The sequence below is a fragment of the Cupriavidus sp. OTU4054 genome, from assembly GCF_038440175.1.
In the GTDB taxonomy this organism is placed as follows: Bacteria; Pseudomonadota; Gammaproteobacteria; order Burkholderiales; family Burkholderiaceae; genus Cupriavidus; species Cupriavidus pauculus_D.
Genome location: NZ_JASATF010000001.1, coordinates 321,454 through 347,942, shown reverse-complemented (window position 1 = coordinate 347,942; position 26,489 = coordinate 321,454). Strand labels below are relative to the sequence as shown.

35 protein-coding genes are annotated in these 26,489 nt (G+C 64.6%); 32 read left to right on the top strand and 3 right to left on the bottom strand.

The genetic code is table 11. From position 1 onward, the window contains the following. The first annotated feature begins 2 nt into the window (after nucleotides 1-2). The 30 genes from AAHB16_RS01665 (at nucleotide 3) to AAHB16_RS01520 (ending at nucleotide 23,347) form a co-directional block, all read left to right on the top strand. Complete coding sequence (locus AAHB16_RS01665; protein ID WP_342049886.1) at nucleotides 3-1,718, top strand: phage minor head protein; 1,716 nt, start codon at nucleotides 3-5, stop codon at nucleotides 1,716-1,718. Then, on the top strand, nucleotides 1,715-1,903 hold the full coding sequence (locus AAHB16_RS01660; protein ID WP_342049885.1) for a hypothetical protein: 189 nt from the start codon (nucleotides 1,715-1,717) through the stop codon (nucleotides 1,901-1,903). The genes AAHB16_RS01665 and AAHB16_RS01660 overlap by 4 nt, the downstream gene beginning before the upstream one ends. Before the next feature lie 180 nt (nucleotides 1,904-2,083). Further along, nucleotides 2,084-2,860: a DUF6651 domain-containing protein gene (locus tag AAHB16_RS01655; protein WP_342049884.1), complete on the top strand. Its 777-nt coding sequence runs from the start codon at nucleotides 2,084-2,086 to the stop codon at nucleotides 2,858-2,860. A 55-nt stretch (nucleotides 2,861-2,915) separates the two neighbouring features. Further along, nucleotides 2,916-4,223, top strand: coding sequence for a P22 coat - protein 5 family protein (locus tag AAHB16_RS01650; RefSeq protein ID WP_342049883.1), 1,308 nt, complete (start codon nucleotides 2,916-2,918; stop codon nucleotides 4,221-4,223). Nucleotides 4,224-4,283: 60 nt separating this feature from the next. Continuing rightward, nucleotides 4,284-4,715 (top strand): HeH/LEM domain-containing protein, encoded by a 432-nt coding sequence (locus AAHB16_RS01645; protein WP_342049882.1) that lies wholly within the window; start codon nucleotides 4,284-4,286, stop codon nucleotides 4,713-4,715. A gap of 6 nt (nucleotides 4,716-4,721) precedes the next feature. After that, complete coding sequence (locus AAHB16_RS01640) at nucleotides 4,722-5,216, top strand: DnaT-like ssDNA-binding protein (RefSeq protein ID WP_342049881.1); 495 nt, start codon at nucleotides 4,722-4,724, stop codon at nucleotides 5,214-5,216. Next, nucleotides 5,213-5,680, top strand: coding sequence for a hypothetical protein (locus AAHB16_RS01635; protein WP_342049880.1), 468 nt, complete (start codon nucleotides 5,213-5,215; stop codon nucleotides 5,678-5,680). Before AAHB16_RS01640 ends, AAHB16_RS01635 begins: the two co-directional genes overlap by 4 nt. Further along, a complete protein-coding gene (locus AAHB16_RS01630) occupies nucleotides 5,677-6,051 on the top strand; it encodes a hypothetical protein (RefSeq protein WP_342049879.1) in 375 nt (124 codons plus the stop codon). Before AAHB16_RS01635 ends, AAHB16_RS01630 begins: the two co-directional genes overlap by 4 nt. Nucleotides 6,052-6,062: 11 nt before the next feature. After that, complete coding sequence (locus AAHB16_RS01625; RefSeq protein ID WP_342049878.1) at nucleotides 6,063-6,470, top strand: HK97 gp10 family phage protein; 408 nt, start codon at nucleotides 6,063-6,065, stop codon at nucleotides 6,468-6,470. Continuing rightward, nucleotides 6,467-6,871, top strand: a complete 405-nt coding sequence (locus tag AAHB16_RS01620; RefSeq protein ID WP_342049877.1) for a phage tail terminator-like protein — start codon at nucleotides 6,467-6,469, stop codon at nucleotides 6,869-6,871. Before AAHB16_RS01625 ends, AAHB16_RS01620 begins: the two co-directional genes overlap by 4 nt. 64 nt (nucleotides 6,872-6,935) lie before the next feature. Continuing rightward, nucleotides 6,936-8,162 (top strand): phage tail tube protein, encoded by a 1,227-nt coding sequence (locus AAHB16_RS01615; RefSeq protein ID WP_342049876.1) that lies wholly within the window; start codon nucleotides 6,936-6,938, stop codon nucleotides 8,160-8,162. Between the two features lie 88 nt (nucleotides 8,163-8,250). Beyond that, nucleotides 8,251-8,670 (top strand): hypothetical protein, encoded by a 420-nt coding sequence (locus AAHB16_RS01610; RefSeq protein ID WP_342049875.1) that lies wholly within the window; start codon nucleotides 8,251-8,253, stop codon nucleotides 8,668-8,670. Then, nucleotides 8,667-9,008 carry a phage tail assembly chaperone gene (locus AAHB16_RS32725; RefSeq protein ID WP_446718056.1) on the top strand — a complete coding sequence of 114 codons (342 nt, stop codon included), beginning with the start codon at nucleotides 8,667-8,669 and terminating at the stop codon, nucleotides 9,006-9,008. The genes AAHB16_RS01610 and AAHB16_RS32725 overlap by 4 nt, the downstream gene beginning before the upstream one ends. Nucleotides 9,009-9,011: 3 nt before the next feature. Continuing rightward, on the top strand, nucleotides 9,012-11,876 hold the full coding sequence (locus AAHB16_RS01600; protein WP_342049873.1) for a phage tail tape measure protein: 2,865 nt from the start codon (nucleotides 9,012-9,014) through the stop codon (nucleotides 11,874-11,876). Nucleotides 11,877-11,879: 3 nt separating this feature from the next. Beyond that, complete coding sequence (locus tag AAHB16_RS01595) at nucleotides 11,880-12,473, top strand: hypothetical protein (protein ID WP_342049872.1); 594 nt, start codon at nucleotides 11,880-11,882, stop codon at nucleotides 12,471-12,473. Beyond that, complete coding sequence (locus AAHB16_RS01590) at nucleotides 12,470-13,021, top strand: hypothetical protein (RefSeq protein ID WP_342049871.1); 552 nt, start codon at nucleotides 12,470-12,472, stop codon at nucleotides 13,019-13,021. Before AAHB16_RS01595 ends, AAHB16_RS01590 begins: the two co-directional genes overlap by 4 nt. Beyond that, a complete protein-coding gene (locus AAHB16_RS01585; RefSeq protein WP_342049870.1) occupies nucleotides 13,009-13,422 on the top strand; it encodes a DUF6950 family protein in 414 nt (137 codons plus the stop codon). The genes AAHB16_RS01590 and AAHB16_RS01585 overlap by 13 nt, the downstream gene beginning before the upstream one ends. A 10-nt stretch (nucleotides 13,423-13,432) precedes the next feature. Then, nucleotides 13,433-16,612 carry a phage tail protein gene (locus AAHB16_RS01580; RefSeq protein WP_342049869.1) on the top strand — a complete coding sequence of 1,060 codons (3,180 nt, stop codon included), beginning with the start codon at nucleotides 13,433-13,435 and terminating at the stop codon, nucleotides 16,610-16,612. A gap of 15 nt (nucleotides 16,613-16,627) precedes the next feature. Continuing rightward, nucleotides 16,628-17,320, top strand: a complete 693-nt coding sequence (locus AAHB16_RS01575; protein ID WP_342049868.1) for a phage tail protein — start codon at nucleotides 16,628-16,630, stop codon at nucleotides 17,318-17,320. 10 nt (nucleotides 17,321-17,330) lie between these two features. Then, nucleotides 17,331-17,933 carry a tail fiber assembly protein gene (locus AAHB16_RS01570; protein ID WP_342049867.1) on the top strand — a complete coding sequence of 201 codons (603 nt, stop codon included), beginning with the start codon at nucleotides 17,331-17,333 and terminating at the stop codon, nucleotides 17,931-17,933. A 57-nt stretch (nucleotides 17,934-17,990) separates the two neighbouring features. Continuing rightward, nucleotides 17,991-18,311 (top strand): hypothetical protein, encoded by a 321-nt coding sequence (locus AAHB16_RS01565; protein ID WP_342049866.1) that lies wholly within the window; start codon nucleotides 17,991-17,993, stop codon nucleotides 18,309-18,311. A 526-nt stretch (nucleotides 18,312-18,837) separates the two neighbouring features. Then, the gene (locus AAHB16_RS01560; protein ID WP_342049865.1) at nucleotides 18,838-20,205 is read left to right on the top strand and encodes an SGNH/GDSL hydrolase family protein; all 1,368 of its coding nucleotides are present in this window, start codon (nucleotides 18,838-18,840) and stop codon (nucleotides 20,203-20,205) included. A 60-nt stretch (nucleotides 20,206-20,265) separates the two neighbouring features. Continuing rightward, nucleotides 20,266-20,799, top strand: coding sequence for a glycoside hydrolase family 19 protein (locus AAHB16_RS01555; protein WP_446718051.1), 534 nt, complete (start codon nucleotides 20,266-20,268; stop codon nucleotides 20,797-20,799). Next, on the top strand, nucleotides 20,799-21,032 hold the full coding sequence (locus tag AAHB16_RS01550; protein WP_342049864.1) for a DUF7940 domain-containing protein: 234 nt from the start codon (nucleotides 20,799-20,801) through the stop codon (nucleotides 21,030-21,032). The genes AAHB16_RS01555 and AAHB16_RS01550 overlap by 1 nt, the downstream gene beginning before the upstream one ends. Then, nucleotides 21,029-21,406, top strand: a complete 378-nt coding sequence (locus AAHB16_RS01545) for a hypothetical protein (RefSeq protein ID WP_342049863.1) — start codon at nucleotides 21,029-21,031, stop codon at nucleotides 21,404-21,406. Before AAHB16_RS01550 ends, AAHB16_RS01545 begins: the two co-directional genes overlap by 4 nt. Continuing rightward, the gene (locus AAHB16_RS01540; RefSeq protein ID WP_342049862.1) at nucleotides 21,390-21,827 is read left to right on the top strand and encodes a hypothetical protein; all 438 of its coding nucleotides are present in this window, start codon (nucleotides 21,390-21,392) and stop codon (nucleotides 21,825-21,827) included. Before AAHB16_RS01545 ends, AAHB16_RS01540 begins: the two co-directional genes overlap by 17 nt. Continuing rightward, nucleotides 21,824-22,009, top strand: a complete 186-nt coding sequence (locus AAHB16_RS01535; protein WP_342049861.1) for a hypothetical protein — start codon at nucleotides 21,824-21,826, stop codon at nucleotides 22,007-22,009. The genes AAHB16_RS01540 and AAHB16_RS01535 overlap by 4 nt, the downstream gene beginning before the upstream one ends. Next, nucleotides 22,006-22,536 carry a DUF2514 family protein gene (locus tag AAHB16_RS01530; protein ID WP_342049860.1) on the top strand — a complete coding sequence of 177 codons (531 nt, stop codon included), beginning with the start codon at nucleotides 22,006-22,008 and terminating at the stop codon, nucleotides 22,534-22,536. Before AAHB16_RS01535 ends, AAHB16_RS01530 begins: the two co-directional genes overlap by 4 nt. Before the next feature lie 379 nt (nucleotides 22,537-22,915). Beyond that, nucleotides 22,916-23,101 (top strand): hypothetical protein, encoded by a 186-nt coding sequence (locus AAHB16_RS01525; protein ID WP_342049859.1) that lies wholly within the window; start codon nucleotides 22,916-22,918, stop codon nucleotides 23,099-23,101. 60 nt (nucleotides 23,102-23,161) lie between these two features. Next, nucleotides 23,162-23,347, top strand: a complete 186-nt coding sequence (locus AAHB16_RS01520) for a hypothetical protein (RefSeq protein WP_342049858.1) — start codon at nucleotides 23,162-23,164, stop codon at nucleotides 23,345-23,347. A gap of 223 nt (nucleotides 23,348-23,570) precedes the next feature. On the opposite strand, the gene AAHB16_RS01515 is transcribed toward AAHB16_RS01520, so the two are convergent. Next, nucleotides 23,571-24,026, bottom strand: a complete 456-nt coding sequence (locus AAHB16_RS01515) for a hypothetical protein (protein ID WP_342049857.1) — start codon at nucleotides 24,024-24,026, stop codon at nucleotides 23,571-23,573. 481 nt (nucleotides 24,027-24,507) lie between these two features. Between AAHB16_RS01515 and AAHB16_RS01510 the strand changes: the two genes are divergently transcribed. Continuing rightward, nucleotides 24,508-24,666 (top strand): hypothetical protein, encoded by a 159-nt coding sequence (locus AAHB16_RS01510; protein ID WP_342049856.1) that lies wholly within the window; start codon nucleotides 24,508-24,510, stop codon nucleotides 24,664-24,666. 171 nt (nucleotides 24,667-24,837) lie between these two features. On the opposite strand, the gene AAHB16_RS01505 is transcribed toward AAHB16_RS01510, so the two are convergent. Next, nucleotides 24,838-25,062 (bottom strand): DUF2188 domain-containing protein, encoded by a 225-nt coding sequence (locus AAHB16_RS01505; protein ID WP_342049855.1) that lies wholly within the window; start codon nucleotides 25,060-25,062, stop codon nucleotides 24,838-24,840. A 218-nt stretch (nucleotides 25,063-25,280) separates the two neighbouring features. Here AAHB16_RS01505 and AAHB16_RS01500 point away from each other — a divergent pair, with 218 nt between their 5' ends. Beyond that, nucleotides 25,281-26,012 carry a hypothetical protein gene (locus tag AAHB16_RS01500; RefSeq protein WP_342049854.1) on the top strand — a complete coding sequence of 244 codons (732 nt, stop codon included), beginning with the start codon at nucleotides 25,281-25,283 and terminating at the stop codon, nucleotides 26,010-26,012. Between the two features lie 256 nt (nucleotides 26,013-26,268). On the opposite strand, the gene AAHB16_RS01495 is transcribed toward AAHB16_RS01500, so the two are convergent. Further along, on the bottom strand, nucleotides 26,269-26,442 hold the full coding sequence (locus AAHB16_RS01495; protein ID WP_191002218.1) for a hypothetical protein: 174 nt from the start codon (nucleotides 26,440-26,442) through the stop codon (nucleotides 26,269-26,271). Nucleotides 26,443-26,489: the final 47 nt, after the last annotated feature.

The window sequence follows — 26,489 nt, the reverse complement described above, 5'->3', positions numbered from 1 at the left end:
CTATGGCCAAGAACCTCTCGGACATCCTTGCTGCGCTGGCGGTGGAGCGGCAGTTGGATCTGAACCGGGTGCTCGGGCATGAGACGAACCTCGTGTTCACAGTGCTGGAAGACCTGCTGCGCGACGTCGAAGGGCGAATTGGCGCACGCCCGCTGACGGAATACCAGAAGGCGAGGCTGAACCGCCTGCTCGAGGACATCCGCGAGGTCGTGGCCGAGCGCTACGGCGACCTGCAGACGACGCTGTTCGACGACCTGAAGGACCTGGCGAAGCAGGAGAGCCAGTGGGTGTTGTCCAGCGTGAACAATGCCGTGGGCGTGGACGTCATGCGCACGCTCGCGCCGTCGGCTACGCTGCGCGCGCTGGTCGATACCGGCCTGTTTCAAGGCGCACCGTTGGGCGACTGGCTCGCGCGGCAGTCGGCCGACACGGCGTTTCGGTTCGCGAACGAGATCCGCACGGGCGTGGCCGCCGGAGAGACCAATGGCCAGATCGTGTCGCGCATCGGCGGATCGACGCGGCGCGGCCTCACCGGTGTGGTCGAGACCAGTCGGCGCAATGCTGAGGCGCTGGTGCGCACGGCTACGCAGACGGTCAGCGCGAAGGCGCGAGACCTGACGTGGAATGCCAATCAGGACATCGTGAAGGGGAAGCAGCAGATCAGCACTCTCGACAGCCGTACGTCGGACATCTGCATCGCCTATGCCGGCGCATCGTGGGACCTGAAAAACAAGCCGATCAACGGCAACAAGCTGCCGTACAACGGTGGCGTGCCGCGGCACTGGAACTGCCGTAGCACCGAGATCCCGCTGCTGAAGTCGTTCCGCGAACTCGGCATGGATGTCGAGGACTTCACGCCGACGACCCGCGCGAGCATGGACGGCCAGGTCGCGGCCGACCTGTCGTTCGCGGACTTCCTCTCCGGCAAGTCGAAGGCTTTTCAGGACGAGGTGCTAGGCAAGGGCAAGGCGGACCTGTGGCGCTCAGGGAAGATCACGCTGCAGCAGTTGCTGGATCAGCGGGGGAATCCGCTGACGCTGGCGCAGCTTCAGGAGCGGGCTAATGCCGCGGCGCCGCCGGACCTTCGTGACAACGTCTCGAAGAAGTACTTCAACGGCAAAGTGGACGTCGAATTCCACCCGTCGGTCCCGGGCGACGCGCGTGAGAATCTCTCGCCTGCGACTGTCGCTCGACTCACCGGTGCGCCGGACGGGTCGAACGTGCACGTAGGCCAATCGGATGCCGGCATGACCTTTACGGTGAAGCACCCGATGCTCGACGAGATGGTCCGGCAGATTCGCGAGGACGAGGACGGCAAGGTCCTCATCGTGAACGAGTCGTTCTTGCTGAAGCGGAGATTCCAGAGCCAGGGTATTGGTGTCCGAAGCCTTGCGATCGAGGCGACGGAAGCGGCGAAGCAGGGCTTCACGAAGATCGTCACGGAAGCGGCAGGCCGGCCGGGGAGCAACCTCTTCAACGGCTACTACACGTGGCCGCGGCTAGGGTACGACGGCCCCCTGACCGACAACGAACGGGCCCGGCTGCCGCAGGGGCTGGCTGATGCACGGAGCGTTCTCGATCTGATGGAGTCCGAAGCCGGTCGCGCGTGGTGGCTGCAAAACGGCTCCGGGAAGGTCATGGAATTCGATCTGCAATCCGGGAGCCGGTCCTGGGATATACTGACCCGGTACCTGAAGGAAAACGGAGTCCAGATATGACCGCGTTGGCCTTGATCCTCAAGAAATCCATGCGGAAGTCCACCCAGGAAGAAATCGAACGTGCAGCTCGCACGGGGGGACGCTCGGACCTGTCTTTCGAAGAAGCCGGTCTCGCCAAGGAGGCTGAGGCGCTGCGGCGCATGACGCCGGAGCAGATCGGACGTCGGTCGCGCTCGCAAAAGTAGTGCTCTAACCACATTCCACAGAAGGCCCGCCAAATCGGCGGGCTTTTTCGTTTCCAGCTTCCGCGCCCGCCGGCTCACACCGTGCGGGCGTTTTTCATTGCCCAACGCGGTGGATGCCGCAGGGCGCATCGCGGCGGATGCCGCACCAGCTCGCGGGCGGATGCCCCAAGGAAAGTCACCATGCCATTCAAGTACGACGAAGCCGGCAACATCGCTGTTCAGGACGTAGGCGGCAAGAAACTCCCCGTGTTCATCGGTGCCGACGGCAAGGAATCGCCGTTCGACGGCGACAGCACGGTCGCGACGATCTCTCGCCTCAACGGCGAGGCCAAGAGCCATCGCGAGCGGGCAGAGACGGCCGAGGCGAGCCTGAAAACCTTCGAAGGCATCACGGACCCGGCAGCGGCGCTCAAGGCGCTGACGACCGTGAAGAACCTCGACGACAAGAAGCTGGTGGATGCCGGCGAAGTCGAGAAGGTGAAGGCCGAGGCGATCAAGTCGGTCGAGGAGAAGTTCGCTCCGACCGTACAGCGTGCCGCCGACCTGGAAGCGCAGCTGAACCAACACCTCATCGGTGGTGCGTTCTCCGGTTCGAAGTACATCGCCGAGAAGTTCGCCGCCGAAGGCCCGGCCGGCGTGGAGATCGCTCGCGCGCTCTTCGCGAATCGGTTCAAGGTCGAGGACGGCAAGCTCGTCGCCTATGACGGCGCCGGCGGCAAGATCTATTCGCGCACGCGCCACGGCGAACTCGCCGACGCGGACGAGGCGATCGAGCTGATGGTCGATGCGTACCCGCACAAGACATCGCTTCTGAAGGGCTCCGGCGCTTCGGGTGGTGGTGCTCACGGCGGCGGCGGTGGCAATGGTGGCAAGAAGACGATGACCCGTGCTCAGTTCTCCCAGCTCAGCCCCGCCGATCAGGCAAAGGCGGCTGCCGAGGCTGTGATCACGGATTGACGTCGCTCAAACCAATCCGAGCCGCCCCGCGCGGCAAATCCCTTTCGAGGTCAACATGAAGAGCATCCTTTCGAAGGCCCGCGTCCTCGCCCTGGCGACGTTCGCGATCGTGGCAGCGTTCTACCCGGTGGCCGTGGTCGCCAAAGTGACCGCGCTGCTGTTCAAGCAGTTGGAGGACGCGGTCACGCGCCCGGCGCCGCGCGGCATGTTCGCTGGCGCCAACGTGCTGACGCCGCTGATCCCGACGCTGTTCGAGGCGCTGAACGTGGTGTCGCGCGAGATGGTGGGCTTCATCCCCGCCGTGAGCCGTGACAGCAATGCCGAGCGCGCGGCCGTGGGTCAGACCGTGCGCGTGCCGATTGGCGAAGCTGGCGCGCTGGAAGACATCGTGCCGGGCGCAACGCCCGCGAGCAGCGGCGATACCACGCCGGGCTACGCGGACATCGTCATTACGAAGTCCAAGGCCGCACCGATCCGCTGGAACGGTGAAGAGCAGAAGGCTGTGGGCGCCACCGGCACCTACAACAAGATCCTGGCCGACCAGTTCGCCGATGGCCTGCGCAAGATCGTCAACGCGATGGAAGTCGATCTGGCGATCGCGGCGAAGATCGGTGCCTCGCGCGCCTACGGCACTGCCGGCACCACCCCGCTGGGCTCCGCTGGCGACCTGTCCGATCTCGCCGGCGTCGCCAAGATCCTCGACGACAACGGCGCTCCCGTGGTTGGCCGTCAGATCGTGTTCAACTCGGCCTCGATCGCCAACCTGCGCGGCAAGCAGTCGGTGCTGTTCAAGGTGAACGAAGCGGGCTCGAGCGACATGCTGCGCAACGGCATGACCGATCTGCTGCAGAACATGGCCGTGCGGTACTCGGCAGGCATCGCGCAGCACGTCAAAGGCACGGGCGCGAGCTATGTGACCAGCGGCGCCACGGCGGCCGGCGTGCGCGACATCGTGCTCGCGACCGGTACCGGTACGGTGCTGGCCGGTGACGTGGCGACCTTCGCTGCCGACGGGGTGAACAAGTACATCGTCGGCGCTGGCGTGGCCGCACCGGGCACGATCAGCCTGAACCGTCCGGGCGCGCAGATCCTGATCCCGACCGGCAACGCGCTGACCGTGGGCAACAGCTACACCGGCAACTACGCCTTCTCGCGTAATGCCATCGTGCTGGCCTGCCGCGCGCCGGCCGTGCCCGAGGGTGGTGACTCGGCCGACGATGCCATGACGATCACGGACCCCGTGACCGGCCTGAGCTTCGAAGTTCGCGTCTATCGCCAGTACCGTCAGGTCAAGTTCGAGATCTGCATGGCGTGGGGCACGGCGGTCATCAAGTCCGAGCACATCGCCACGCTGCTGGGCTGATGCAGCGGCCGGGGCCTTCGGGCTCCGGCTTCTCCCCTGACCGCAACCCGGAGAATTGCCATGAGCAAGGTTCAACTAATCCCGGTCGCCTTGGGCGGCCAGTACATCGAAGTGCATCCGTCCACGCTTGCCGCACACGAGGCCGCGGGCTGGCGGCCGTGCGAGAAGCGCGACATCGAGCAGCAGGAGCAACCCACGCCCGTGTCGCGCGAGGCGCTGGACATGACGCTGGCCGAGCTGCCCGGCGATCAGACCGATCCGGAGTACGTCGTGGCCCGCCTGCGGAGCTACTTCGGCGCACTGTTCACCGCCGCCGACGAAGAGCGCGTGCGCGAGCTGGTCAAGCCCGCCGAAGCGAAGAAGCCCTCCGAAGGCCTGACCGTCGATGAGCTGAAGGCCGCGCTGACCGAGAAGGGCATCGAGTTCCCGAGCACCGCGCTGAAGGCCGACCTGCAGGCTCTGCTGGACGCCCCGACCCAACCGACCGAGTAACGGCACATGGCCATCGACACCACACCCGGAAGCCCGACGGCGGACAGCTACGTGTCGGTGGCCGATGCCGATGCGTACTGGGCCAAGCGCCAGAGCGACGCGTGGGCGGCCAAGCTGACGCCTGACAAGGAGGCGGCGCTGATCCGCGCTACGGCCCACGTCGATGCCGAGTACGGCTGGCGCGGATGCCGCGCGACCTCGACGCAGGCGCTGGCCTGGCCGCGCTACGACGTCGTCGTCGATGAATGGCCGCTAGACAGCACGATCATCCCGAAACAGGTCCGCGACGCCGTGTGCGAGCTCGCGCTGAAGGCGCTGGCCGGGGAGTTGATCGCCGATGTCTCGCCGCAGCAGGTCGTCGAGCAGACGGTCGGACCGATCACCCGCAAGTTCGCGCCCGATGAGCGCAACGGCGGCCAGAAGCTGTATCCGTATGTCGATTCGCTGCTGAGCCCGCTGGTGTCGGGCGGCAGCGGTCAAATCAGGCTGGTGCGCGCATGAGCGAAAACGCCTTCGTCCAACGCGACGCGTTCCACATGCTGTGCGATCAGGTGATCGGCCGCGGCATTAGCCGGGTCGTCTACTCGAGCAAGGTGCTGCCCGACTGCGTGGTGAAGGTCGAGGACGGCGCTGGTTCGTTCCAGAACGTGATCGAGTGGGAGACGTGGCAGCGCGTCAGCGACACGCCGTTCTCCCGCTGGTTCGCTGCATGCCGCTGGATCAGCCCGAGCGGATCGGTGTTGGTGATGGAACGCACGCGTCCAGCCACACCGAGCGAGTTCCCGGAGAAGATGCCGGTCTTCCTGACGGACTTCAAGCGCACGAACTATGGCGTCTCGATGATGGCGGACCCGAAGACTGGCCAGCCGGCCGAGACGTTCGTGTGTCACGACTATGGCACCAGCCTGCTGTTCGAGCACGGCATGTCGAAGCGGCTGCGCAAAGCCGAATGGTGGGACGTATGAGTTTCTACGACGAGATGGCCGCCATGGCCGACGAGCTTCTGCGCGAGTTCGGCAAGACGCTGACCCTGCTGCAGATCGCGCCCGGCCAGTATGATCCGGCCGTCGGTGCAGCAGTGGACACGGTGACCAACTTCCCAGCCGCCGTCGGCGCGCTGTTCGACTACGAGCTTCTCTCCGCTGGCGCGACGTTCATCGACGCCAGGCTGCTGGCCGTGGGCGACAAGCAGTGCTTCCTTTCGCCGGTCGGCGTGCCAGAGCCGAAAGCCGGGTTCAAGGTGATCGACGGCGCTGATGTCTGGCGGGTGATGAACGTGAAGAAGGTCGCGCCGGCCGGTACCGCGGTGCTGTACGAGCTGCAACTGCGCAAGTAGCGCCCCTCGCCATGGCCGTCAACGACGAATTCCGCCGCAAGTTCGCCGCGTTCGTCCAGCGCGCCAAGGACAATCAGGAGATCGTGGTTCGCAAGGTCGGCCTCGACCTTATGACCAGCCTCGTGCTGAAGTCGCCGGTCGATACCGGCCGCTTTCGGGGCAACTGGCAGGTGCAGTACAACCTCGCGCCCAGCACGGTACCTACGCTGGACAAGTCCGGCGGGCCGACGATCGCGGCAGCCAATGGGGCCCTGCAGACGGTCGTTATCGGCCAGACGTTCTACCTGGTCAACCATCTCCCGTATGCGCAGCGCCTCGAGTACGGCTGGTCGAAGCAGGCACCGGCCGGCATGGTCCGGCTGACGCTGTCCGAGTACGACGCCTATCTGACCCGCGTGGTCGGGGATCTGAAGAAATGAGCAATGTCGCCGTCCGCCGCGCGCTGGAGCAGCATCTGGACGCTATGACGCCCGCGCTGTCCACCGCGTGGCAGAACGTATCGTTCACGCCCGATCCGAGCGCCCCCTATCAGGAGGCGACTCTGCTGCTGGGCGCGCCGGAGAACCCGGCCTATGGCGCGTACTACCGCGAGGTCGGCGTGCTGCAGGTCGCGCTCATGTACCCGTTCGGGGGCGGCACAGCCGAGCCGGAGCTGCGCGCGCAGGCCATACGCTACTGGTTCGCACGCGGGACGACCGTAGTCGTCGACGACATTGAGGTGGTGGTGCAGCGCACCCCCACGATCGCCGCGGGCTTCCGCGACAACGACCGGTGGCGCGTGCCGGTCAGCATTCCTTTCTTCGCCAGCGCGAACGCCTGATCGCCGCTGGCCAGCATCTTCAACGCCCTGCCATCGCGCGGGGCATTTCCTTTGGAGCAAGAAAATGCCCAACGCAAAGGGGTTGTTCAAGCAACTGCGGTACAAGCTGCAGTCCGGGCAGGGCGTCGCCGCTGGCACGTCCGGCGGCCAGATCCTGCGCCGCGTCACGTCCGACATCGCGCTGAACAAGGACACGTACCAGTCCGAAGAGATCCGCAGCGACCAGCAGATCGCGGACTTCCGCCACGGCGTGCGCCGCGTCGCCGGCACGATCAACGGTGAAATCTCGCCGGGCACGTATGCGGACCTGATCGCCGCCATCCTGCGCCGCGACTTCACGGCCGTGACGGCCATCACTGGCATGACCATCGCCATCGCGGCGGCGTCGATCGTCGGTGGCCGTCAGACCTACACGGTGACGCGCAGCACCGGCTCGTTCCTCACGGATGGCATTAAAGCCGGCGATGTCGGCCGCCTGACCGCCGGTTCGTTCAACGCAGCGAACATCAACAAGAACCTGCTGGTGCTGGCAGTGACCGCGCTGGCGCTGACCGTGATCCCGCTCAACGGCGTCGCGCTGGTCGCCGAAAGCGGCATCGCGACTGCCACGCTGTCGCTGCCTGGCAAGAAAACGTACGTGCCGACCAGCGCCCACACGGACAAGTACATCTCGTTCGAGCACTGGTTCTCCGACGTCGCCCAATCCGAGCTGTTCACGGACTGCAAGCTTGCGCAGATGGATCTGACGTTGCCGGCGACCGGCATGGCGACCATTGCGGCGCAGATCCAAGGCCTCGACATGACGACTGGCACGTCGGCGTACTTCACCGCGCCGGCGGTCGAGACCACGTCCGGTATCGTGGCCGCCGTCAACGGCGTGCTGCTCGCCGCGGGCGTGCCGGTGGGACTGTTGACGGGCATGAGCGCGACGATCAACGCCAACATGACGGGCGATCCGGTAGTGGGCCAGAACACGCTGCCCGACCTCTACCCCGGCCGCGTGGTGGTCACCGGCCAGATGACCGCGTACTTCCAAGACGCGGTGCTGCGAGACGCCTTCATCAACGAGACCGAGATCGGCATCACCGCAGTGCTGGCCACCACCAACGGGCCGACGGCCGACTTCATCGCAATCACGATGTCGCGCGTGAAGCTGGGCGGCGCCGCAAAGGACGACGGCGAGAAGGGCCTGATCCAGACCATTCCGTTCCAGGCACTGCTGAACGGCGCGGGCGGCGCGGGTACGGCGAACGAGAAGACCACCATTTCGGTGCAGGACTCGCTCGCGTAAGACGAGCGGTCACGAGGGAACAGCGCTCCCTCCCATGGGACATTTCGCGGGCCGGCATGTGCTGGCCCGCATCTTTTCAGGAGCAGGCATGGACCAGAACAACGCGGCGCCGAAGACGCGCTCGATCGAATCGCTCAACCTCGTGAAGGCCAGCGAATCGGGCTACGAGTTCGAGCTCAAGAACTCCGATGGTGTCGGCCTCGGTGTGTTCATCACCGTCCGGGGTGACCACTCGGACAAGGTGAAGGCGGCAGACCGCCAGAAGATCAACGAGCGCCGCGAGCGCGCGTACATCGCCGCGAAGAAGGGCGAGACCATGGGCCCGGACCCGATCGAAGACGACGAGGCGCGCGCGGTCGAGAACGCGATCCTGCGCACGATCTCGTGGAAGGGTCTCGATGAGCCGTTCAATGCGGACAACGCGCGCTTGCTTTACACGGTCAACCCCGAGGTGAGGGCGCAGGTCTTCGCTGCCGCGGCAGAGTCGGCAAATTTTTTGAAAGCCTGACGGCCGAGATCGTCGCGTACGCCGAGCACCACGCGGCGCTCGATAAGCGTCTGAAGGATGGTTCCACGGTCCGGGAGAACCTCGAGTCGGTCGCGCGCCAAACCGGGCGCCGGCCGGAGGGACTCGACGGGCCAGCATTACCGGCCGCCGGCTTTCAGGTCTGGCAGTGGTTCATGGACTTGAACTCGGCCAGACCGGCCGGCCTGGCCCTTTCCCCCATCTCCTTCTCGGACATGAAGGCGTTCTTCGACCTGATCGGGGAGCGGCCCGAGGGATGGCAACTGGCCGCGATCAGGCGTCTTGATAGAGCGGTACTCGCCGCGGCAACAAAGGACTGAGAGATGGACATCGCAGCGCTCGGCATCGCAATGGACACCGCTGGCCTCAAGCGCGGGGAAGATGCGCTTAACCGGGCTCAGCAGTCTGCCAACCGCACGGCAGACGCGATGGACAAGGTGGGCGCCAGCGGCGACAAGGCGTCTGCGTCGATCGGCGGTACCGGCGCGGCGGCCACGAGCGCCAGCACGTCCCTGGACAAGTTCGACCAGTCCGCGCGGCAGGCGCAGCGCTCGGTCAGCGACCTCGACCGGCAGAGTCGGTCGTTCGGCGACGCGTTCAAGGACTTCGCAATCGGCGCAACCGCCGTGAGCGCGGTGACGGCGTCGGTGCACGGCCTGGTCTCGGCGCTGCTGGAGATCCCGCGCGCCACGCTCGACGGCATTCGCGGGCTCGCGGAGCTGCAGGCTCAGGTGGACAAGACGAACATTGGCCTGGCCTTCGCGGCCGGCGGCAATGCGGCGGCCGGCTCGCGCGACCTCGACTTTCTGCGGGTGCAGGTCAGCCGGCTGGGCCTCGACCTCGGCACCGCTTCAAACGCGTTCGTGAAGCTGTCGGCCGCAGCGCGCGAGACCACGCTGGAAGGCCGTGGCGCGCGCGACATTTTCCTCGCGATCAGCGAAGCGGCGACGGTGATGCACCTCTCATCGGCGGAAGCCGAGGGCGCGTTCCTGGCGATCAGCCAGATGATCAGCAAGGGCACGGTGCAGGCGGAAGAACTGCGCGGCCAGCTCGGTGAGCGCCTGCCCGGCGCATTCCAGACCGCCGCACGCGCGCTGGGCGTCACGACCGCCGAACTCGGCAAGATGCTCGAGCAGGGCCAGGTGCTCAGCTCCGACTTCCTGCCGAAGTTCGCGGCGCAGCTCCGCAAAGAGCTTGCCGGGTCGGTCGAGGAAGCGGCGAACAGCACCCAGGCATCTATCGGTCGGATGGATACGGCGTGGACGGACTTCAAGCGCACGGTCACGGATTCCGGGCTCGGCAAGGAGGCCAAGGGACAACTCGACGTGCTCACCGATGGCATCAACGGTGTCACGGAGGCTATCCGCCAAGCGAAGCAGGAAGGCTCGGGCTTCTGGGGCCAGTTTGGCGCGGGCCTGAGTGCGGCGGGCGGCTTCCTGAATCCCTTGAACGCGTTCAGCTATCGCGCGCGCTCGCTGCAGGGTATGCAGCAGCAGCGCGATCAACTGACGCAGCAGTTGAAGGACCCGTCGCTGGACAAGTTCGACCGCGCGCAGCGCGCGTACGACCTGCAGCAGTTGAACGACCGCATCCTCGCGGCCCAGCGCGCGGCACAGTCGCCGGGTGGCCAGTCGCAGATCCGGAATGTGGATGACGACATCTCTCGCAATGCCGAGCGAGTCCGCGCGGAGGCGGAGGCGCGCACGCGCAAGTTCCTGTCCGATGGCAAGAATCTCACGAAGTCGGAGAATCGTGACAAGGACCTCAAGGAGATCGACGACGAGTTCAAGGCCGCGACGTCCGGCATCGAGAAGGGCAGCTCGCTGTACGACAAGGCGCTGGCGGTCGCGACGGCTCGGAAGCAGGAGGTCTGGGACAAGTTCAACAAGGCCGGCATCACCGCGGGCGCCAGCGCGCGCCAGAACGAACTGGGCGGCGAAATCGCTCAGTTGGAAGGCTATGCCAGGCAAGCCAAGGCTATCGAGCGGTCGAGCCAGCTTGATCTGGATCAGCAGCGCACGCAGGGCCTCATCTCCGAGCGCGAGTATCTGCGAAAGTCGGCGGACCTGCGAGAGGACTCCTTGACCGACCAGCTCGCGATCGCCGAACTGGAGGCCCAGGCGGCGTCCGGCAAGAAGTCTCTGGCCGAGCGCGAGCGCTACGCCGCCAAGGTACAGGAGCTGGAAGAGCAGATCGTGAACGTGCGCAAGGAGGGCGCCAACGCCGTCGCCGCGTACGACAAGCGCTCGGCCGACTCGCTGAAGGCGTACACGGACGCGCTCGACAACGCGATGAAGCTGCGCCAGCAGGAGATCTCGCAGAACATCGCGGGCCTCGGCATGGGTGACACCGCGCGCGACCAGCTCGCGCGCATCCAGCAGGCGAACCGCGACTTCGACCAGAAGTTCTACGACCTGAGCCGCTCGCGGCGGGAAGGCCGGATCGGTGAGGACGAGTACCAGGCCCAACTCGAGGCGCTGCGCAAATACCAGACCGATCGGGTGGCGCTGGAGTACTCGGCCACCCAACAGATGTTGGATGCGCAATCGAGCTGGGAGACCGGTGCGATCAGGGCTGTCGCGAACTATGGCGACTCAGCGCGCAACGTGTTCTCGCAGACCGAGAACTTGTTCAATCGCGCCTTCAGCTCGATGGAAGACGCGGTCGTGAATTTCGCGATGACCGGGAAGCTGAACTTCAGCGACTTCGCAAGATCGGTGATCTCGGATCTGATCCGCATCCAGGCGCGGTCGGCAGTATCCGGCATCTTCAGCGTGCTCGGCGGGTCGGGCGGTCTCTTGGGCGCGGCCGGGGATGCCACGGGCACGTCGATCGGTGGGGTGTATGGACCGCAGACGCAGGCCGGGCTCGACAACCTGATCAACACGCTCGGCACCCGCGCGGCGGGGGGTGACGTGCAGGCGGGCAAGGCATATTTGGTGGGCGAATCGGGGCGGCCCGAGAAGTTCGTCCCCGAGGTCGATGGGCGCATCCTGCCGGATACGGCTCTGAAGCCGGCTGCTCAGGCAGCGTCTGCGCCGACCATCGAGTTTCACAACACGTGGAACATCGACAGCCGTACCGATCGCCAGGACATCATCGCGATGGTTCAGGCGAGCCAGCAGCAGACGAAGTCGCAGATCCTCGACAGCATCAACCGGGGCGGCCAGTTCTCGCAAAGACGGTGAAGCATGCCAACACTGACGTTTCCTGAAGACATCCTGCCGGCGACGGCGATGTTCGGCCTGCAATCCAACACCGAGAGCTTTGTCTCGCCGCTGAATCGGTCAACGCAGACGGTTGAGCGGCCGGGCGCGCGGTGGAAGGCGCGCCTGACCTTCTCCACTATGAGCCTGCAGCAGCAGCGTCGGCTCAAGGCGTTCCTCGCCTACCTGAACGGGATGGCGGGGCGCGTCTATCTCTGGCCCCACGACAACCCGGGCAGCAGTCTCTACAGTCCGCTCGTGAACGGGACGATGGTGGACCGCCGCGTGCTGCCAACGAAGAACTGGCCGGCGAGCACGCTGGTGATGCGCGCGGGCGACTACCTGAGCGCGGGCGGCGAGTTGAAGATGGTCTTTGCGGACGTGACCAGCGATGCATCGGGGACCGCGCTGGTTACGGTGTCGCCGCCGTTTCGCGCCGCGCCGGCGAACAACGCGGCGATCACGCTCGACAAGCCGAAGGCACTGATGATGCTCGCGAGCGATGTCTGGGAGTTCGTCAGCACGCCGGCCTATCGGCACGAGGCGTTCTCGGTTGACTTCATCGAGGCTTTCTCATGACCCGCCAGATCGATGGGAACGTCGCCACCGCGGTCAAGGCGGGCCATGTCCCGTACATGTTCTTCGTGAAGATGGACTTCGACGCGCCGCTGTACGTGTGCAGCGCTGGATACGACATCGTGTGGGAGGGCAACACCTGGCTGGGTCTGGGCGCCCTTGGCAGCATCGACGCAATCGAAGAGCAGGCGGGGCTGGAAGCGATCGGACTGAGGTTCACCCTGACGGGCGTGCCCACGGAAATGATCGCGATCACGCTCGGACAGCAGTATCAGGGGCGCCCGTGTCAGGTCTGGTTTGCGCCGCTGACCGAAGACCTGCAACTCGCCTATCAACCCATCAGGCTGTCCTATGCGCGGATGGACACCATGGACACCGAGGTCGGGGATACAGCAACCATCACGGTGTCCGCCGAGTCGCGCATGGTGGCGTGGGAGCGCGCCAAGACACGCCGCTACAACAACGAAGACCAGCAGGCCAAGTATCCCGGCGATCGCGGCTTCGAGTTCGTGGCGCAGATGGTGGAGAAGAACCTGCAATGGGGACGCTGATGCAACGTATGCCCGACTGGCCGACGCGGCTAGCCGATTTCATTGAAGCCCGCCGAGAGCGGGCTTTTTGTTGGGCGGAAAGCGACTGCTGCCTGTTCGTCTGCGACGCGGTGGAGAGCTTCACCGGCGTCGATCCGGCAGCCCGCTGGCGCGGCCTATACGCGAGCGAGAAGGGCGCGAGGCGATTGATCCGTGACAACGATGGCGTGGCTGGTTTAGCCACTCTCGCTTTCGGCCCGGCTGTTCCGGCCGCGCTCGCGGGCCGCGGGGATGTCGTGCTGATCGACACGCCCACGGGGGAAGCGCTGGCCATCTGCATCGGTGGCGTGATCGCCGCGCAGGCGGCGGCAGGAATCGAGTTCCACCCGATCACAGCGGCCAAGGCCGCATGGAAAATCTAGGAGACATTCGATGCCAGCAGCAGTCGCAGCAGCAATCGCCGCCGCGGCGACCGCCGCCGGTGCGTCAGCCGCTGTTGCAGCCGTCGCGTATGCCATCACCTATGCAGTGGTCAGCCTGGCAATCTCGTACGCCGTAGGCTCGATCATGGGCGCGATCTTCAAGCCGAAGGCCGCGAATGGCTTCTCTGCCGAGGCCCAAGGGCGGACGCAGGTGGTGCGCTCGAACGTCCAGCCGCGCAACTCGATCTACGGGCGCGCGATGACGTCCGGGCCGCTGATTTTCGCTGCGAGCACCGACGGCCCGGCGAAGAAGAACCAGTTCATGCATCTTGTGATCGCGCTCGCCGACCACGAGTGCGACGAGATCGAGGAAGTCTATCTAGGCGAGGACGCGGCGAACGTGCCTGTTGGCCAGATTCATCCGGTCGGCGGCCGCTTCAAAAAGGAGTGGGGCGAGTCTGTCCAGGACAAGTTCTACGTGACCGGCAGCACGACCTACTCGTTCACGCTCTCGGATACGGTGGTGAAGATCACGTCGATCGTCGCCACGCGGCCACCCACTGTGGAAAGCGATGGGCAGTGGATCGACGATGCCGTCACCGACTACTCGCTCAGTGGCAGGGTCATCACGGTACGCGGCGTGTCGCCCGACGCGGTCAGCATCGCCGTCCAGTTCGAGGCGTACCGCTCTCAGGTGTTCGTCCGCGTCAAGCGGCATCTGGGTAGCCCCGATCAGACAGCGGACCCGGATCTTGTGGCCGAGGTGCCAGGCTGGACGTGGGACCATCGACTGAGGGGTGTCTGCTACCTCTACGTGCGCCTCGACTACGACTCCGACATCTTCCCCAATGGACTGCCCAACATCAAGGCGTTGGTCCGCGGCAAGAGGCTCTACGACCCGCGCTACAACGCTACGTACTGGTCGGATAACTGGGGCCTCTGCATCTACGACTACCTGCGCGATCCGGGTGGTTTCGGGTGCACGGACGCAGACATCGACGTCGCGTCGGTGATGACGGCCATCAATGTCAGCGAGGAAACGGTCGATCTCGGTAATGGCACGGCGCAGTATCGATATCGCTGCAACGGCATCGTCATGTCGGACAAGTCGCCGCGCGATAGCCTCGCGGAGATGGTGACGGCCGGCGGCGGCGTGGTGACGATCACCGGCGGGCTCTTTCGCGTGTTTGCAGGCGCCTATGACATCCCGACGGTGACGCTCACCGAGGCTGACTTGCGCGGCCCCGTGAAGGTTCGCGCGCGCACCTCGCGCAAGGACCTGTTCAACCGGGTGAAGGGGACGTTCGTCAGTCCGGCGAACTCGTGGCAGCCGAGCGATTTGCCGGTGGTCGGCAACCCGACCTATGCCGCGCAGGACGGCGAGGTAATCGACCGCGACATCGAGCTGCCTTTCACCACAGACGTGGTGATGGCTCAGCGACTGGGCAAGATCATCCTCGAGCGATCGCGGCAGGGCATCGTGGTGGAGTGGCCCGGAAAGATCTCGTGCTTCCAACTCACGGCCTACAGCACGGTCAAGATCACGCTGGCCAAGTTCGGGTGGACCGACAAGGTCTTCCGGGTGATGAACTGGAAGATGTCCGACAGCGGTGGCGTTGATCTCATCCTGAATGAAGAAGCTGCGGCAGTCTACGACTGGAATGCGGGCAACGCCACGGTCATCGATCCGGCGCCGGATACGAACCTGCCGAACCCGTATCTGGTCGAGAACATGGGGCAAATCAATCTCGACTCCGGCGAAGATCAGCTCGTGCTGTCGCAGACGGGGGTGGTGACGTCGCGCATCCTTGTCATGTGGCCACAGGCGCAGGAATCAGCGCTGCTGCAGTCCGGGCAGGTCGAGATCCAGTACAAGCCGGCGTCCGCGGCAGACTGGATTCCCTTGGGCGCGCTGTCGGGCGACTCGACGCGCGCCTATATATCACCGGTCGTGGACGGTGGGCTGTATCAGGTGCGTGGCAGGTTCGTGTCGGCCCTGCGCGTTCGGAGCCCGCAGTGGTCGTACTCGCCCGTGCATACGGTCGTCGGCAAACTGGCGCCGCCGAGCAACCTGACGGGCCTGTCGCTGACGGTATTCAACGGCTTCGCCAATCTGACGTGGGACAAGGCGGTCGATCTCGACGTGCGCAACGGCGGTCAGGCGCGCATTCGGCATACGACCGACACCGTGCAGCCGAGTTGGGGCAGCGCCATCGACATCGGCGGCTATGTCGCTGGCTCCGCCAACTCGGTGCAACTGCCGCTGCTCGAGGGCGTCTATCTCGCGAAGTGGATCGACTCCACGGGCCATGAATCGCCGCAGGCGACGATGGTGATCACGACAGCCCCGTCGCTGAACTCGATGAATGCGGTGGCGATCATTACCGAGCATCCGTTGTTCGCCGGCGCGAAGACGAACGTGGTGCGCGATCCGGCGCTGAATGGCATCAAGCTGATAGGCGCTGGTCTGATCGACAGTCAAGGGCTGAGCGATGCCACCGGCCTTTGGGATGACCAGGGGCTGGTGAACGGACTCGGCCTGATCGACACGGTGGTGGGCTCGGGCGGGTGGGGGTTGATCGATTCGCTCGGCGGCATCGTGGCGGCCGGCAGCTACCAGTTCGCGAACACATTCGACCTTGGCGTGGTCGAGACGTCGCGGCTCACGGCGACCATCGACGCGGTCTCGTTCGATACGGGAGATCAGATCGATTTCCGCTTCGACCTGATCGACAGTTGGCTGTCCATCGATGGCGATCGCATCAACGATACGGTGGTCGCGCTGTTTGTGCGTACGACGAACGACAACCCGGCGGGCTCGCCGATCTGGTCCCCGTGGCAGCGGTTCTCGATGGGCGACTACGAGGCGCGCGCCTTCCAGTGGAAGGTCGATCTGGAGAGCGAGTCGAGCACACACAACGTGCTCGTCACGGGCCTGACTGTAGGCATTGACATGCCCGATCGACGCGAATCAGGTCGCGACGTTGTCTCCAGCGCGGGCCCCACGGCGATCACGTTCAGCAAGGCGTTCCGCGTGTTGCCGAATCTCGGCATCACCGCGCAAAACATGGCGCAGGGCGACTACTTCGTCATCACGTCGAAGACAGAGACCGGATTCACCATCACTTTCTACAACGCAGCCAGCATTCCCGTGTCGCGGAGGTTCGACTGGGATGCACAGGCGTACTAACGCGAGAGGATAAGCATGTCTCAACATGACATGGACATCGCCAATCAGGCTGGTGCGCCATTTCGCGCAGATCTGAATCTGGCGCTGCAGGCGCTGGCAAGTCTGAGTAGCGGGTCGGCCGCGCCCGCAACGACCTTCCCGTTCCAGTTGTGGGCGGATACGGCAAACAGCTGGCTATGGCAACGCAATGCCGCGAACACGGCGTGGATCTCGATCGGGCAGCTCGGTGTCCCGAACCTCGGTCTCATCATGCCAGGAACGGTGATCTACTACGCCAGCAGCACCGTACCGGTCGGGTACCTGAAGTGCAACGGCGGAGCGGTGTCGCGCACTACGTATCAGGGTCTCTACTCAGCAATCGGCAACACGTTCGGCGCAGGTGACGGCTCTACGACGTTCAACCTTCCTGAGCTTCGGGGCGAATTCATCCGTGGTTGGGATGATTCGCGCGGCGTCAATGCCGGGCGCTCGTTCGGTAGCTTCGAGGCGGAAGCGTTAAAGACTCACCGACACAACATCGGTACGGACCCCACCAGCGGTGGCTACCAGGGCGGTAGCGGAAATGGCGGGGGCTTGTTCAACAACACCAGCATCTTGCAATACCTTGGCAGCGACTCTGCGTCGTTCTTCCAGTTGTATGCCAAGGATGCTGGTGGCACTGAAACGCGCCCGCGCAACGTCGCGATGTTGCCGTGTATCAAGTTCTGAGGGAAATCACATGGAAATCTTCAACTACCACCCCGCGACAGGGGAGTTCCTCGGGGTCGGCCTGGCTGACGATAGCCCGCTCGATCCAGAAAACCCCATCGTGCCCGGCTATGCGACGCCCACGGCGGTACCGGAATCGGTCGCAGGTCGTGTGGCGGTGTATCGGAACGAAAACGGGGGCGTGCCTCAGAACTGGCAGGACGGTGCATGGACGTTCGTTCCCGATTATCGTGCGGTCCCTTTGTTCCGCACTGCCGATGGCTCTTCCTTTGAACTTGGTGCCGAGTATGGTGGTCTGGGCGATCTGCCGCCATTCCTGACGGACGAGCCGCGCCCATCGCCTGCGTACGACTGGATCGCCGACGAGTGGGTGCTGAACCCGGCCAAGGAAACGCAACTGCTGACGGACGCGGCGCTGGTCACGCGCGCGAATCTTCTGGCAGAGGCCGACGCGCTCGTCGCGCCGCTCATGGACGGCTTCGTGCTCGGCGAGCTCACCGAAGAGGACGAGGCGCGCCTGAAGGCGCTGAGCCAGTACCGCAAGGCGCTCCGCGCGGTGACGGCGCAGGCCGGATTCCCTCGCACCATCGATTGGCCGGTGAAGCCGGCGTAGTGCGCCAGCCGCTCCAACACCGGCCGCCATAGCGCGGCCTTTTTTATTGGTGCCACGATGACGACAGATTTCAAGCGCGGGCAGACGTTCGCATATGCCGGGCAGGTTCGGAATAACGGCCAGACCATGGACTTCACCGGCTGGTCGATCTCGTCGCAGCTTCGGACCGCGAAGAGTTCATATCTCGTGGAGGACCTTAGTGCCGCGTTTGTCGATGCTGCGACTGGCGCTGTCTCGCTATCAGCCACTGCGGCGCAGACCTCGCTGTGGCCGCTGCAGCCGCTGGTGCTGGACATCCGGCTCCAAGATCCCGCAGGGCAGGTGGTTATCTCCGAGACCGTGACGATCAACGTGGTGGAGCGCGTTACCTATGCCTGATCTGACGCCATACAAGCTGTCGCTGGTGCTGGCCGACGCAGCGAACACCTCGCTTTCAATTTCGTTCTCGGCGTTCTTCAAAGGCGATCCGGGGGGCGCGGGCTCGGGCGGCGGCGAAGGAGGACAGGGCCAGGTAGGACCCACTGGCCCCACGGGCGCTACCGGCGCGACGGGTGCTACCGGTTCGGCCGGCCCGACGGGGTCCCCTGGCGCAAACGGGGCGACCGGCGCGACGGGACCGACCGGTGCAACGGGTAGCGATGGGCAGCCCGGCGCGCGAGGCGCCACGGGACCTGATGGCAACCCCGGCGCCACCGGGGCCACTGGCCCCGCGGGACCAACCGGCCCAACCGGGAGTACTGGCCCGACTGGTCCAACCGGTCCTACGGGGAACCCCGGCGCGGCTGGAGCGACGGGGCCTACGGGTGCCACCGGGAATGCCGGGCCCACAGGCTCGACTGGACCGACAGGTGCCACCGGCGCTGACGGCAACAAGGGCGCCAGCGGCGACGCGGCGCTAGGCTTCGTGCTGCCGAGCCAGATCAACCTGCGCAAGGCGCAGGCGGTGACTGCCAGCACGCTGTCCACCACCAACAATGCCGCGCTGACGCGGTTCTGGCCGGCCATCGAAACGGACCGCTCCGTTGCGCAGGGCGCATCCATCGTCACCGGCCCGTACTTCACGTACACCCGCGCGGGCGCGCCGTCCGTGAAAGGCACGGCGGACTGGGACCATCTGTTCGTCACGTGGAAGAACGTCAGCTACGGTGCTACGAAGACGAGCAACGGGTACTGCGTGGCCTTCCTATTCGATGGAGACATGCTGTCGTTCGACGTGCAAGGCATCGGTGGTGGCTCGGTCATGTGGCGCGTTGACGACCAGTTCGTGAGCCTGACGCCGACCGCCGTGCCAGGCAACGGAGCCGAGAACTACGCGTTTCTCAACTTCGGCTCGCGCGCGCTGCGTCGCGTGGAACTATGGGGATCGTCGGCGCCGTTCTCCGGTGTCTACACGAGGCCCACCGACTCGATCGTGCCGGCGCCGATTCGTGGCCCGCGCACGCTCTTCCTCGGAGATTCCTTCACGGAAGGCGCAGGCGCTAATGGCGGCCTCAACGACTATGTCGCCAACTTCGCGTCCGCCCTGAATTGGGACGATGTGTGGGGCTCGGGGGTGGGTGGCACCGGCTATCTGGCAGTCAACGGCACGTCGCAGAAGTACCGCGACCGGATCGCGACAGACGTTATCCCGTTCGCGCCGCAACTGATCTTCATCACGGGCGGGTACAACGACAGTGCTTCGACTGCGGCCGCGATCGCGACTGAGGCTCAGGCGCTGGTGACGGCGCTGAAAAGCGCGCTGCCGGCGGCCAAGATCGTCATGGTCGCCCCGTACTGGACCGGCGGCCCGGGCACGATGAGCAAGCTGATCCTCGATCAGACGGCCGCGCTGAAAGGCGTTGCCGATGCCAACGGCCTCTACTGGATCAGCCTTACCGAGCTGCCGCTGCGGAACGGCGTCGCACCGATGGCCACCACGCTCGGCGCGGCCTCCGCGGCAAATGCGACCTCGCTCACCGTGAGCGGTCGGGTAGGTGTGAACCAGACGTTCAAGTTCCCCGACGGCACCAAGTTCCAGGTGAAGGCCGTCACGGGCGCCGGTCCCTTCACGGTGACGACCGACGCCCCGATCCAGACCGCGCAGGCAAACGATGCGGCTATCGCCGAGGTCGGCCCGAGCCTGTGGCAGGGGACTGGTGCGATCGGCGCAACGTCGGGGTGGGGCAACTGCGATCTGATCGTCAGCAGTGACCACGTTCACCCGTCGGCCGCTGGACACACGCTGATGGGCCAGACGCTCGCCACCCGCGCGATCGACGTGCTTCGCGCGTAAGACCGTCGGTCAACCACGCCATAGCCACCTTCGGGTGGCTTTCTCGTTTCTGGAGAGGACATGGACAAGCTGCTTTTCACTGACGCTGCTGGCCTGACGCCTTCGATGGCGGCCCGCTGGTACCCACACGTCTCTGCGGCGCTGCTGGAGTACTCGATCACGACGCCCGCGCGCCAGGCGGCGTGGATCGCGCAGGTCGGTCACGAATCGGGCGGCTTCATCTATACGCGTGAGCTGTGGGGGCCGACGTCCGCGCAGCAGCGCTACGAGGGCCGCGCGGATCTCGGCAACACGCAACCCGGCGACGGCAAACGCTACATGGGCCGCGGCCTGATCCAGATCACCGGGCGAGCGAACTACCGCGCGTGCGGCGCCGCGCTCGGCATCGACCTCGAGGCCAATCCGACCCTGCTGCAAGGCGACGCACTCGCGGCGCGCTCGGCGGGCTGGTTCTGGCAGATGAAGAACCTGAACGCGCTGGCGGATGCTGGCGACTTTGTAACGCTCACCCGCCGGATCAATGGCGGCACCAACGGCCTGGCCGACCGGCAGCAGCGTTGGGAACGCGCCAAGCGCGCACTGGGAGTCCTGTGATGCAAATCGTCGAGAACTGGAACAAGTTGTGGAAAAGCACCACCGTGCTGCTCTCCGCGCCACTGGCCATGCTGTCCGCGGCGCAGCTCGTGCTGCCATCGCTGCAGGCGGTGGTGGAACCGCAGATGTTCGCCAAGATCACGCTAGCGCTGGCGGTGCTGATCGGCGCGCTGCGCTACGTCGCCCAGCAGTCGATCAAACCGGACGAGCAGCAACCGACTGACCAACCGTGAACTGCCCGCAGAGCAGCACGCACAACGGAGCCGCGATGGACCTATCTGTGATGAACGTGCCGGGGGGCACTGGTGGCGCGCTGGGCTTCATCGTGGCCGCCATTGGTGGCGCGATCTGGTTCATCCGCAGCGCATGGCGCAAGGACCGCGTCGAGGGCGCTCAGAGCCAGGCCGAGATCGACATCATCGCGCGCCTGTCCGAGCAGCTCGACAAGGCGAACGCACGCGCCGATCTCGCCGACAAGCGCGCCGACGTCGCGTACAAGGAACGCAACGACGCCTTCCAGATGATCGGCGAGCTGAAGGCGAAAATCAGCGGGCTCGAGACTCAGGTCCAGATGCTTCGGGAGAAACTCGATGGCAAGGCTACGTGAATGGCTGTCGCGGTACCGCGCGACGTTCGTGCTGGTCGGGCACCGCATGGAAGCGGTGACGGTGCTGATCCTGCTACTCGGCGGCGGGATGGGCACCGGCTACCTGTTCTGTGTGTGGCAGTACCGCGAGCTGATGGCGCAGCAGCGGGACGACCACCAGGCAGAGATCGCGCGCCTGCAGGAGGCGTACACGCAGACGCTGAAAGCCCTGACGCCGAAGGTCGAAGCCGCGGCGAGCGCGTCCGCGCAGGCGGCTGAGGCGTCCGTGGAAGCTGTCAAGTCAGTGAAGCGCGCGGCGCGGCCCGCCGCTGCACCGACACCCTCGCCGCCGGGACAGCGGCCGCTCACCGAGGCGGAGCGGCAGGACGTGAACCGCGACATCGAGGCGGCAAACCGGAAGGTGAGGGAGGCCCGAAAGTGAGATCCATCCTGTTCTGTCTTCTGCTCGCTGGCTGCGCGGTACCGGAGCCACCGCCCGCGCCGCCGCCGCCGCGCGACTGCGCCACGCTGCCCACCCTGAAGCCCGGCGCCACGCGCGCCGACATGCTCGACCACATCCGCGTGACGGCGGACCTCTACGCGCGCTGCGCGGCCACGCCATGATCGCGCTCCCCTTCGCAATACCGTGGCGCGTGTTCGCGGCGGCCGCGCTGGCCGCCGGCATTTTCGCCGCGGGCTGGGCGACCAACGGCTGGCGCAAAGATGCTGAGATTGAGCGCATCAACTCGAGCGTCGCGCAGGAGCGGCAGCGTCAGGCACTCGCCCAGGTCAAGGCCGTGAACGACGCACGAATCGAGGAACAACGCCGCACCGCGGCCCAGACGGAGATTGCCAATGCTGCGAAGAAGGAAGCCGACGGCGCACGGGCTGACGCCGATGCTGCTGGTGATGCTGCTGACCGGTTGCGGCAGCGTGTCGAACAGCTACTCACCGCCGCCCGCGCCGCCGGCAATACCGCCTCTGCCAGCGCAGGCGCGCCAGCCGGCGCCCCCCTCGGAATGCTTGCCGACGTGCTCGAAAGGGCTGACCGACGTGCGGGAATCTTGGCTGCTTACGCCGACCAGGCCCATGTTGCCGGGCTCGCCTGTGAGCGGGCCTACGACTCGCTGATCAACGTTGGGGGGCCGTAAAAACGGCGCCGCGCCGACACCCGAGCGCGACGCCAAACACTACAGGGTGCGCGCAGTATCGCGCCGCGCCGCGCGCGGTTCAATTCGATTCTGGCAATGCAGAATCTCTCCACCGACTGCTGCAAAAAAAAAGCCCGTGCATAAGCACGGGCCGACGATCGCACGTCGCAGCGCCAGGCGCGACGACACGTGATCGTTGCCTACCCGCCGTCTCGAGTATCCCCCTCATTGGGGGTACCTGACTGCAAAGTCTCGTCGTGGCAGTCTGACGAAAAAGTGTTTCAAATCGCAACGCTTTTGAGGATGGCTTTGACGCCTGCTATATTCCCCAAAAAAGGGCGACCAACTACGAGGTGCCCCCCATTTCGCGGAGCTTTGTATGGTGGTCAGCCAGGAATGTCAGGAGCGAAGCGCCCTTGACCGGCTAATTGCCGAACTCGAGGAAGAGCTTCTGGAGATCGAGGAAAAGCGGAACGCCTTAGGAGCGCCGGATGACGCGGAAGCGGTTAAACTGCGCCAGACGATCTATGTGTTGAGGTCTCGTCGCTTCAGGCAGACTCAGTAGATCTGTCGGTGAAGGTGGGGCGGAGATCTCTATGGCCAAGAGTGACAGCATCGTTCGGCGGTGTTCACGAATGACACGTTGCGTGTGCAGGTAGGCACGGAGCAGGGCTGCGGCGAGTTCGGCATCTCGACCGCGCTCGCGACGGTTTCGCACGGCCGCGATCTGGCGCCGAATCCTTTTCCGACAAGTTACGAGATGGTCCTCCGCGAGCGTTACGCTGTCGAGTGGAAAATCCTGCTTCATTGAGACGACCCTGACCTAGACCACATACTCATGATAGCGCTTCGCCTCTGCGTCTCCCAGTCTGCGGAGAACGTCGGACCTGCCGGCTGAGCGCGACTATGACATCCGGCAGCAATGGGTGATGGGGGGCGTGCTGATGGCGCTGGGGGAATGCGTGGCCAGGCACCGAAGACGGTCGAATCGTGGCCGCGCTAAAGAATCTGTGTGCTCAGCCGTTATCTCGGTTTCACTCAGATGATGCCCCCGCCCGCACGGGGGATTCTGGGCTGGCCTCCCGATGGCCGGCCCGTTCTTTTTCGCGCTCGGCCACCTTGCGCGCCGCCTTGGCCAGCATCCGCGCGTGCATAGCCTTCGCTTCTTCCCACGTCGGCGTCTCGAAGTACTTACTGCTACCGAATCCAACGACCACTGTCCGGAACATCGGCGGCTGGGCGTCGCACAGGCTCGCCCAACCGGAAAAATAGGTCCGGACCCGCACCTCTGAGTTCGGGATGTCGTCCCGGATGTCCCACCCGCGCCCCTCATGGCACACCCACGCCGTGTGTTCCCTGTAGTCGAATACCCGGACCGGCCGGCCGTCGGCGTCCAGCACGTAGTACCGGTCATAGTCGGGATCGATCGGGGAGGGCTCATAGCCACCCGGTGGAGCGGGCGGGCGGGGAACGGGGGAGAGGCGGGGCATGGTGGCTGAACTTCACTGTATGGATATCCAGTCTACAGCAGCCTTGATTGTGGGCGGGGCGAGCGGGCTGGGACATCTATTTCGTTGGAAGATCTGCAAACGGGTCGCGCATCTACGCGGCATGCAGGCAGCTTCATGTTCCAACGAACTGAGCTAAGGTGCTGATTCTTAGAGATATTGGTGGCGGATTGTGATTCCTGTCGTCGTGGGTTCGAGTCCCATCAGCCACCCCAAAAGAATTCTCTAAAAAACAGCCACTTACTCAAGTGGCTGTTTTGCTTTGTGCATATCCATCCAGGGTTAAATTCCCGTGGTATTCCCACGGTGCGAATGCCCCGGTCAGACAACTGTCGCGTAGTACGCGCGCGGATTGGTAACGCCCTCCAACAATGTGGATCACGTTCGCACGGATTTTGTGCAAAAATCCGGTAAGCACGTAAAAATTACATGTTGGGGATGTAGAATGGGGTGGATAAGGCGCTTGGTGGACTGGCTGTTCATGTCGAAAACATCTGAGAACCTGTGGGAAAGCGAGAATCGCGAGATGGCTGACAGCCTCGCCGAACACGCTGAGGAGGCTCCCGCGCAATCAGCAAACGACGACCCTACCGCCCCCGGCAGCGACGCCCAACTCAGATGACGCGACGGCAGCACCGCGCCGCGTCGTCGCTAGTGTCGTCGTGGGTTCGCGTCCCATCAGCCACCCCAAAAGAATTCCGCAAAAAAACAGCCGCTTATTTAAGCGGCTGTTTTTGTTTCTGCATCGCGTCGGATCGAAGAGCAGATCGTCGCCGTGACCCGAGGCGTTCCGTCAGCCCTTGACGTCTCGCGGATCATGGCCGAACGAATTTCGCTCGCGGATCTTGCCATTCCTGTCGTGAATAAATAGCTCGACCTTGTCGAGCTTTGCTTTCTCGGTGCCGGCGGCAATCGCCTCTTCCTGCGACGGGTAGTGCGAGGTCGCACCGTCCGTGCCTTCTACCTCTACCGCCCAGCCATTGCGTTCCGTGGGTACCACATGGACGTTTGCGGCCATGGTGCGTCTCCCGTTCGTTATCGACAGCCACAGTCTCGCGCTTGCCCGGGTCCGGGCGGTATCGGCTTTGGTCCTACAGCGCATAAGGGCAGTCGTTTCCGAACAATGTGCGGCAGCACACCAAACGTTACGACGGAGGGATTCCCATTTACCTACGATTCCGTAGATTTCAGATTTGTAATAAACGCGTTTTCCCCCTCTAACAAACGAGACATATCGTGAACACACCAATGGGGTATGAGGAGTACGCATCGCTGAAAACGTTTCGGGAAGTGATTCCGGCCAGCGTGTTGGGTGAGATCAATGCCGCGATCGATGCGTCGTTTGGGCCCGAACCGACGCGCGTGGAGCCGCGCTCGGTGGCGGAGATACTGCGCAAGGTCGATGCGTTCCGGCAGATGGAGGAGATGGTCTGCGCGACCACGCTTCGGTTCGCGCGCAAGATGAGCCAGAAGCCGATCGAAGAACGCCCGCATCACGTACTGCGCTGCGTGAGCCGCGACAACAGCCGGGACGGGCACTGCCGCCATTTCGACTCGCATCTGCTCACATTGCTTGTTCCCCTGCAACTGGCCGCGCCGGACTCGTTCTTCAACGGGGACCTGGTTACGTACGGCAAGACCCGGCAGCGCGTGTCCACGCTCGACAACGTGTTCTGCAAGATCCGGCATGGCGTCCATCGGAACATGCCGTTCGAGTTTCGCAAGCAGTTGACGCTGCACGACCTGCGCCGCGGCAACTGCGAGCGAATCAGCGTGGAGCCGGGCAGCGTCTATGTGTTCAACGGCTTCGCGCTCAAGCACGCGAACCTGCATGTGGAAGACGGGCAGCGGCGGTCGCTGCTGATTCATTACTACGACCCCGGCTTCTCGATGGGCCTGAGCAAGGCGCTGCGCTTCTCGCGCAAGCTGCGGGACCGCCTCCAGGGCAATATGACGGGCATGACCTGACATCGCGCGGTACGGAGGCGAAAAAAAACCGGCACTCGGCGGGGTCGTCAAGGTCCGGTTCTGCGCAGCCGCGCGAGAATGTGCGCGCCTGGTTTCGTCTTGGGTTTGATGCCCTAAACATCACATTAGCAACACACTTACAGAGAATTAAATCACACCCACCACCGTGTTAAGTGTTTTCTTAAGTTACACGTTGTGAGACTGCAACTGCATTTTTTACAATAAAATTGTGCAGTGCAGCGCACGAAATCGCGTTTCAGGCCGCCAGCTTGGCTGGCAGGTCGTCCAGCTCGAGCATTCGGCAGATGGCCGCCATGCTACCCACCATCGTGCGACGCTGCGCGCCCTGATAGACGCGAACGCCCTTGGTTTGCCGAAACGGCACCGGCTTGACCGGGCGACGAGCGGCGATGGTATTGATTTGCGGCATGGCTACACCTCGTGATTTTGAGACAGCAAGGGTCCGCGCCCATCGTT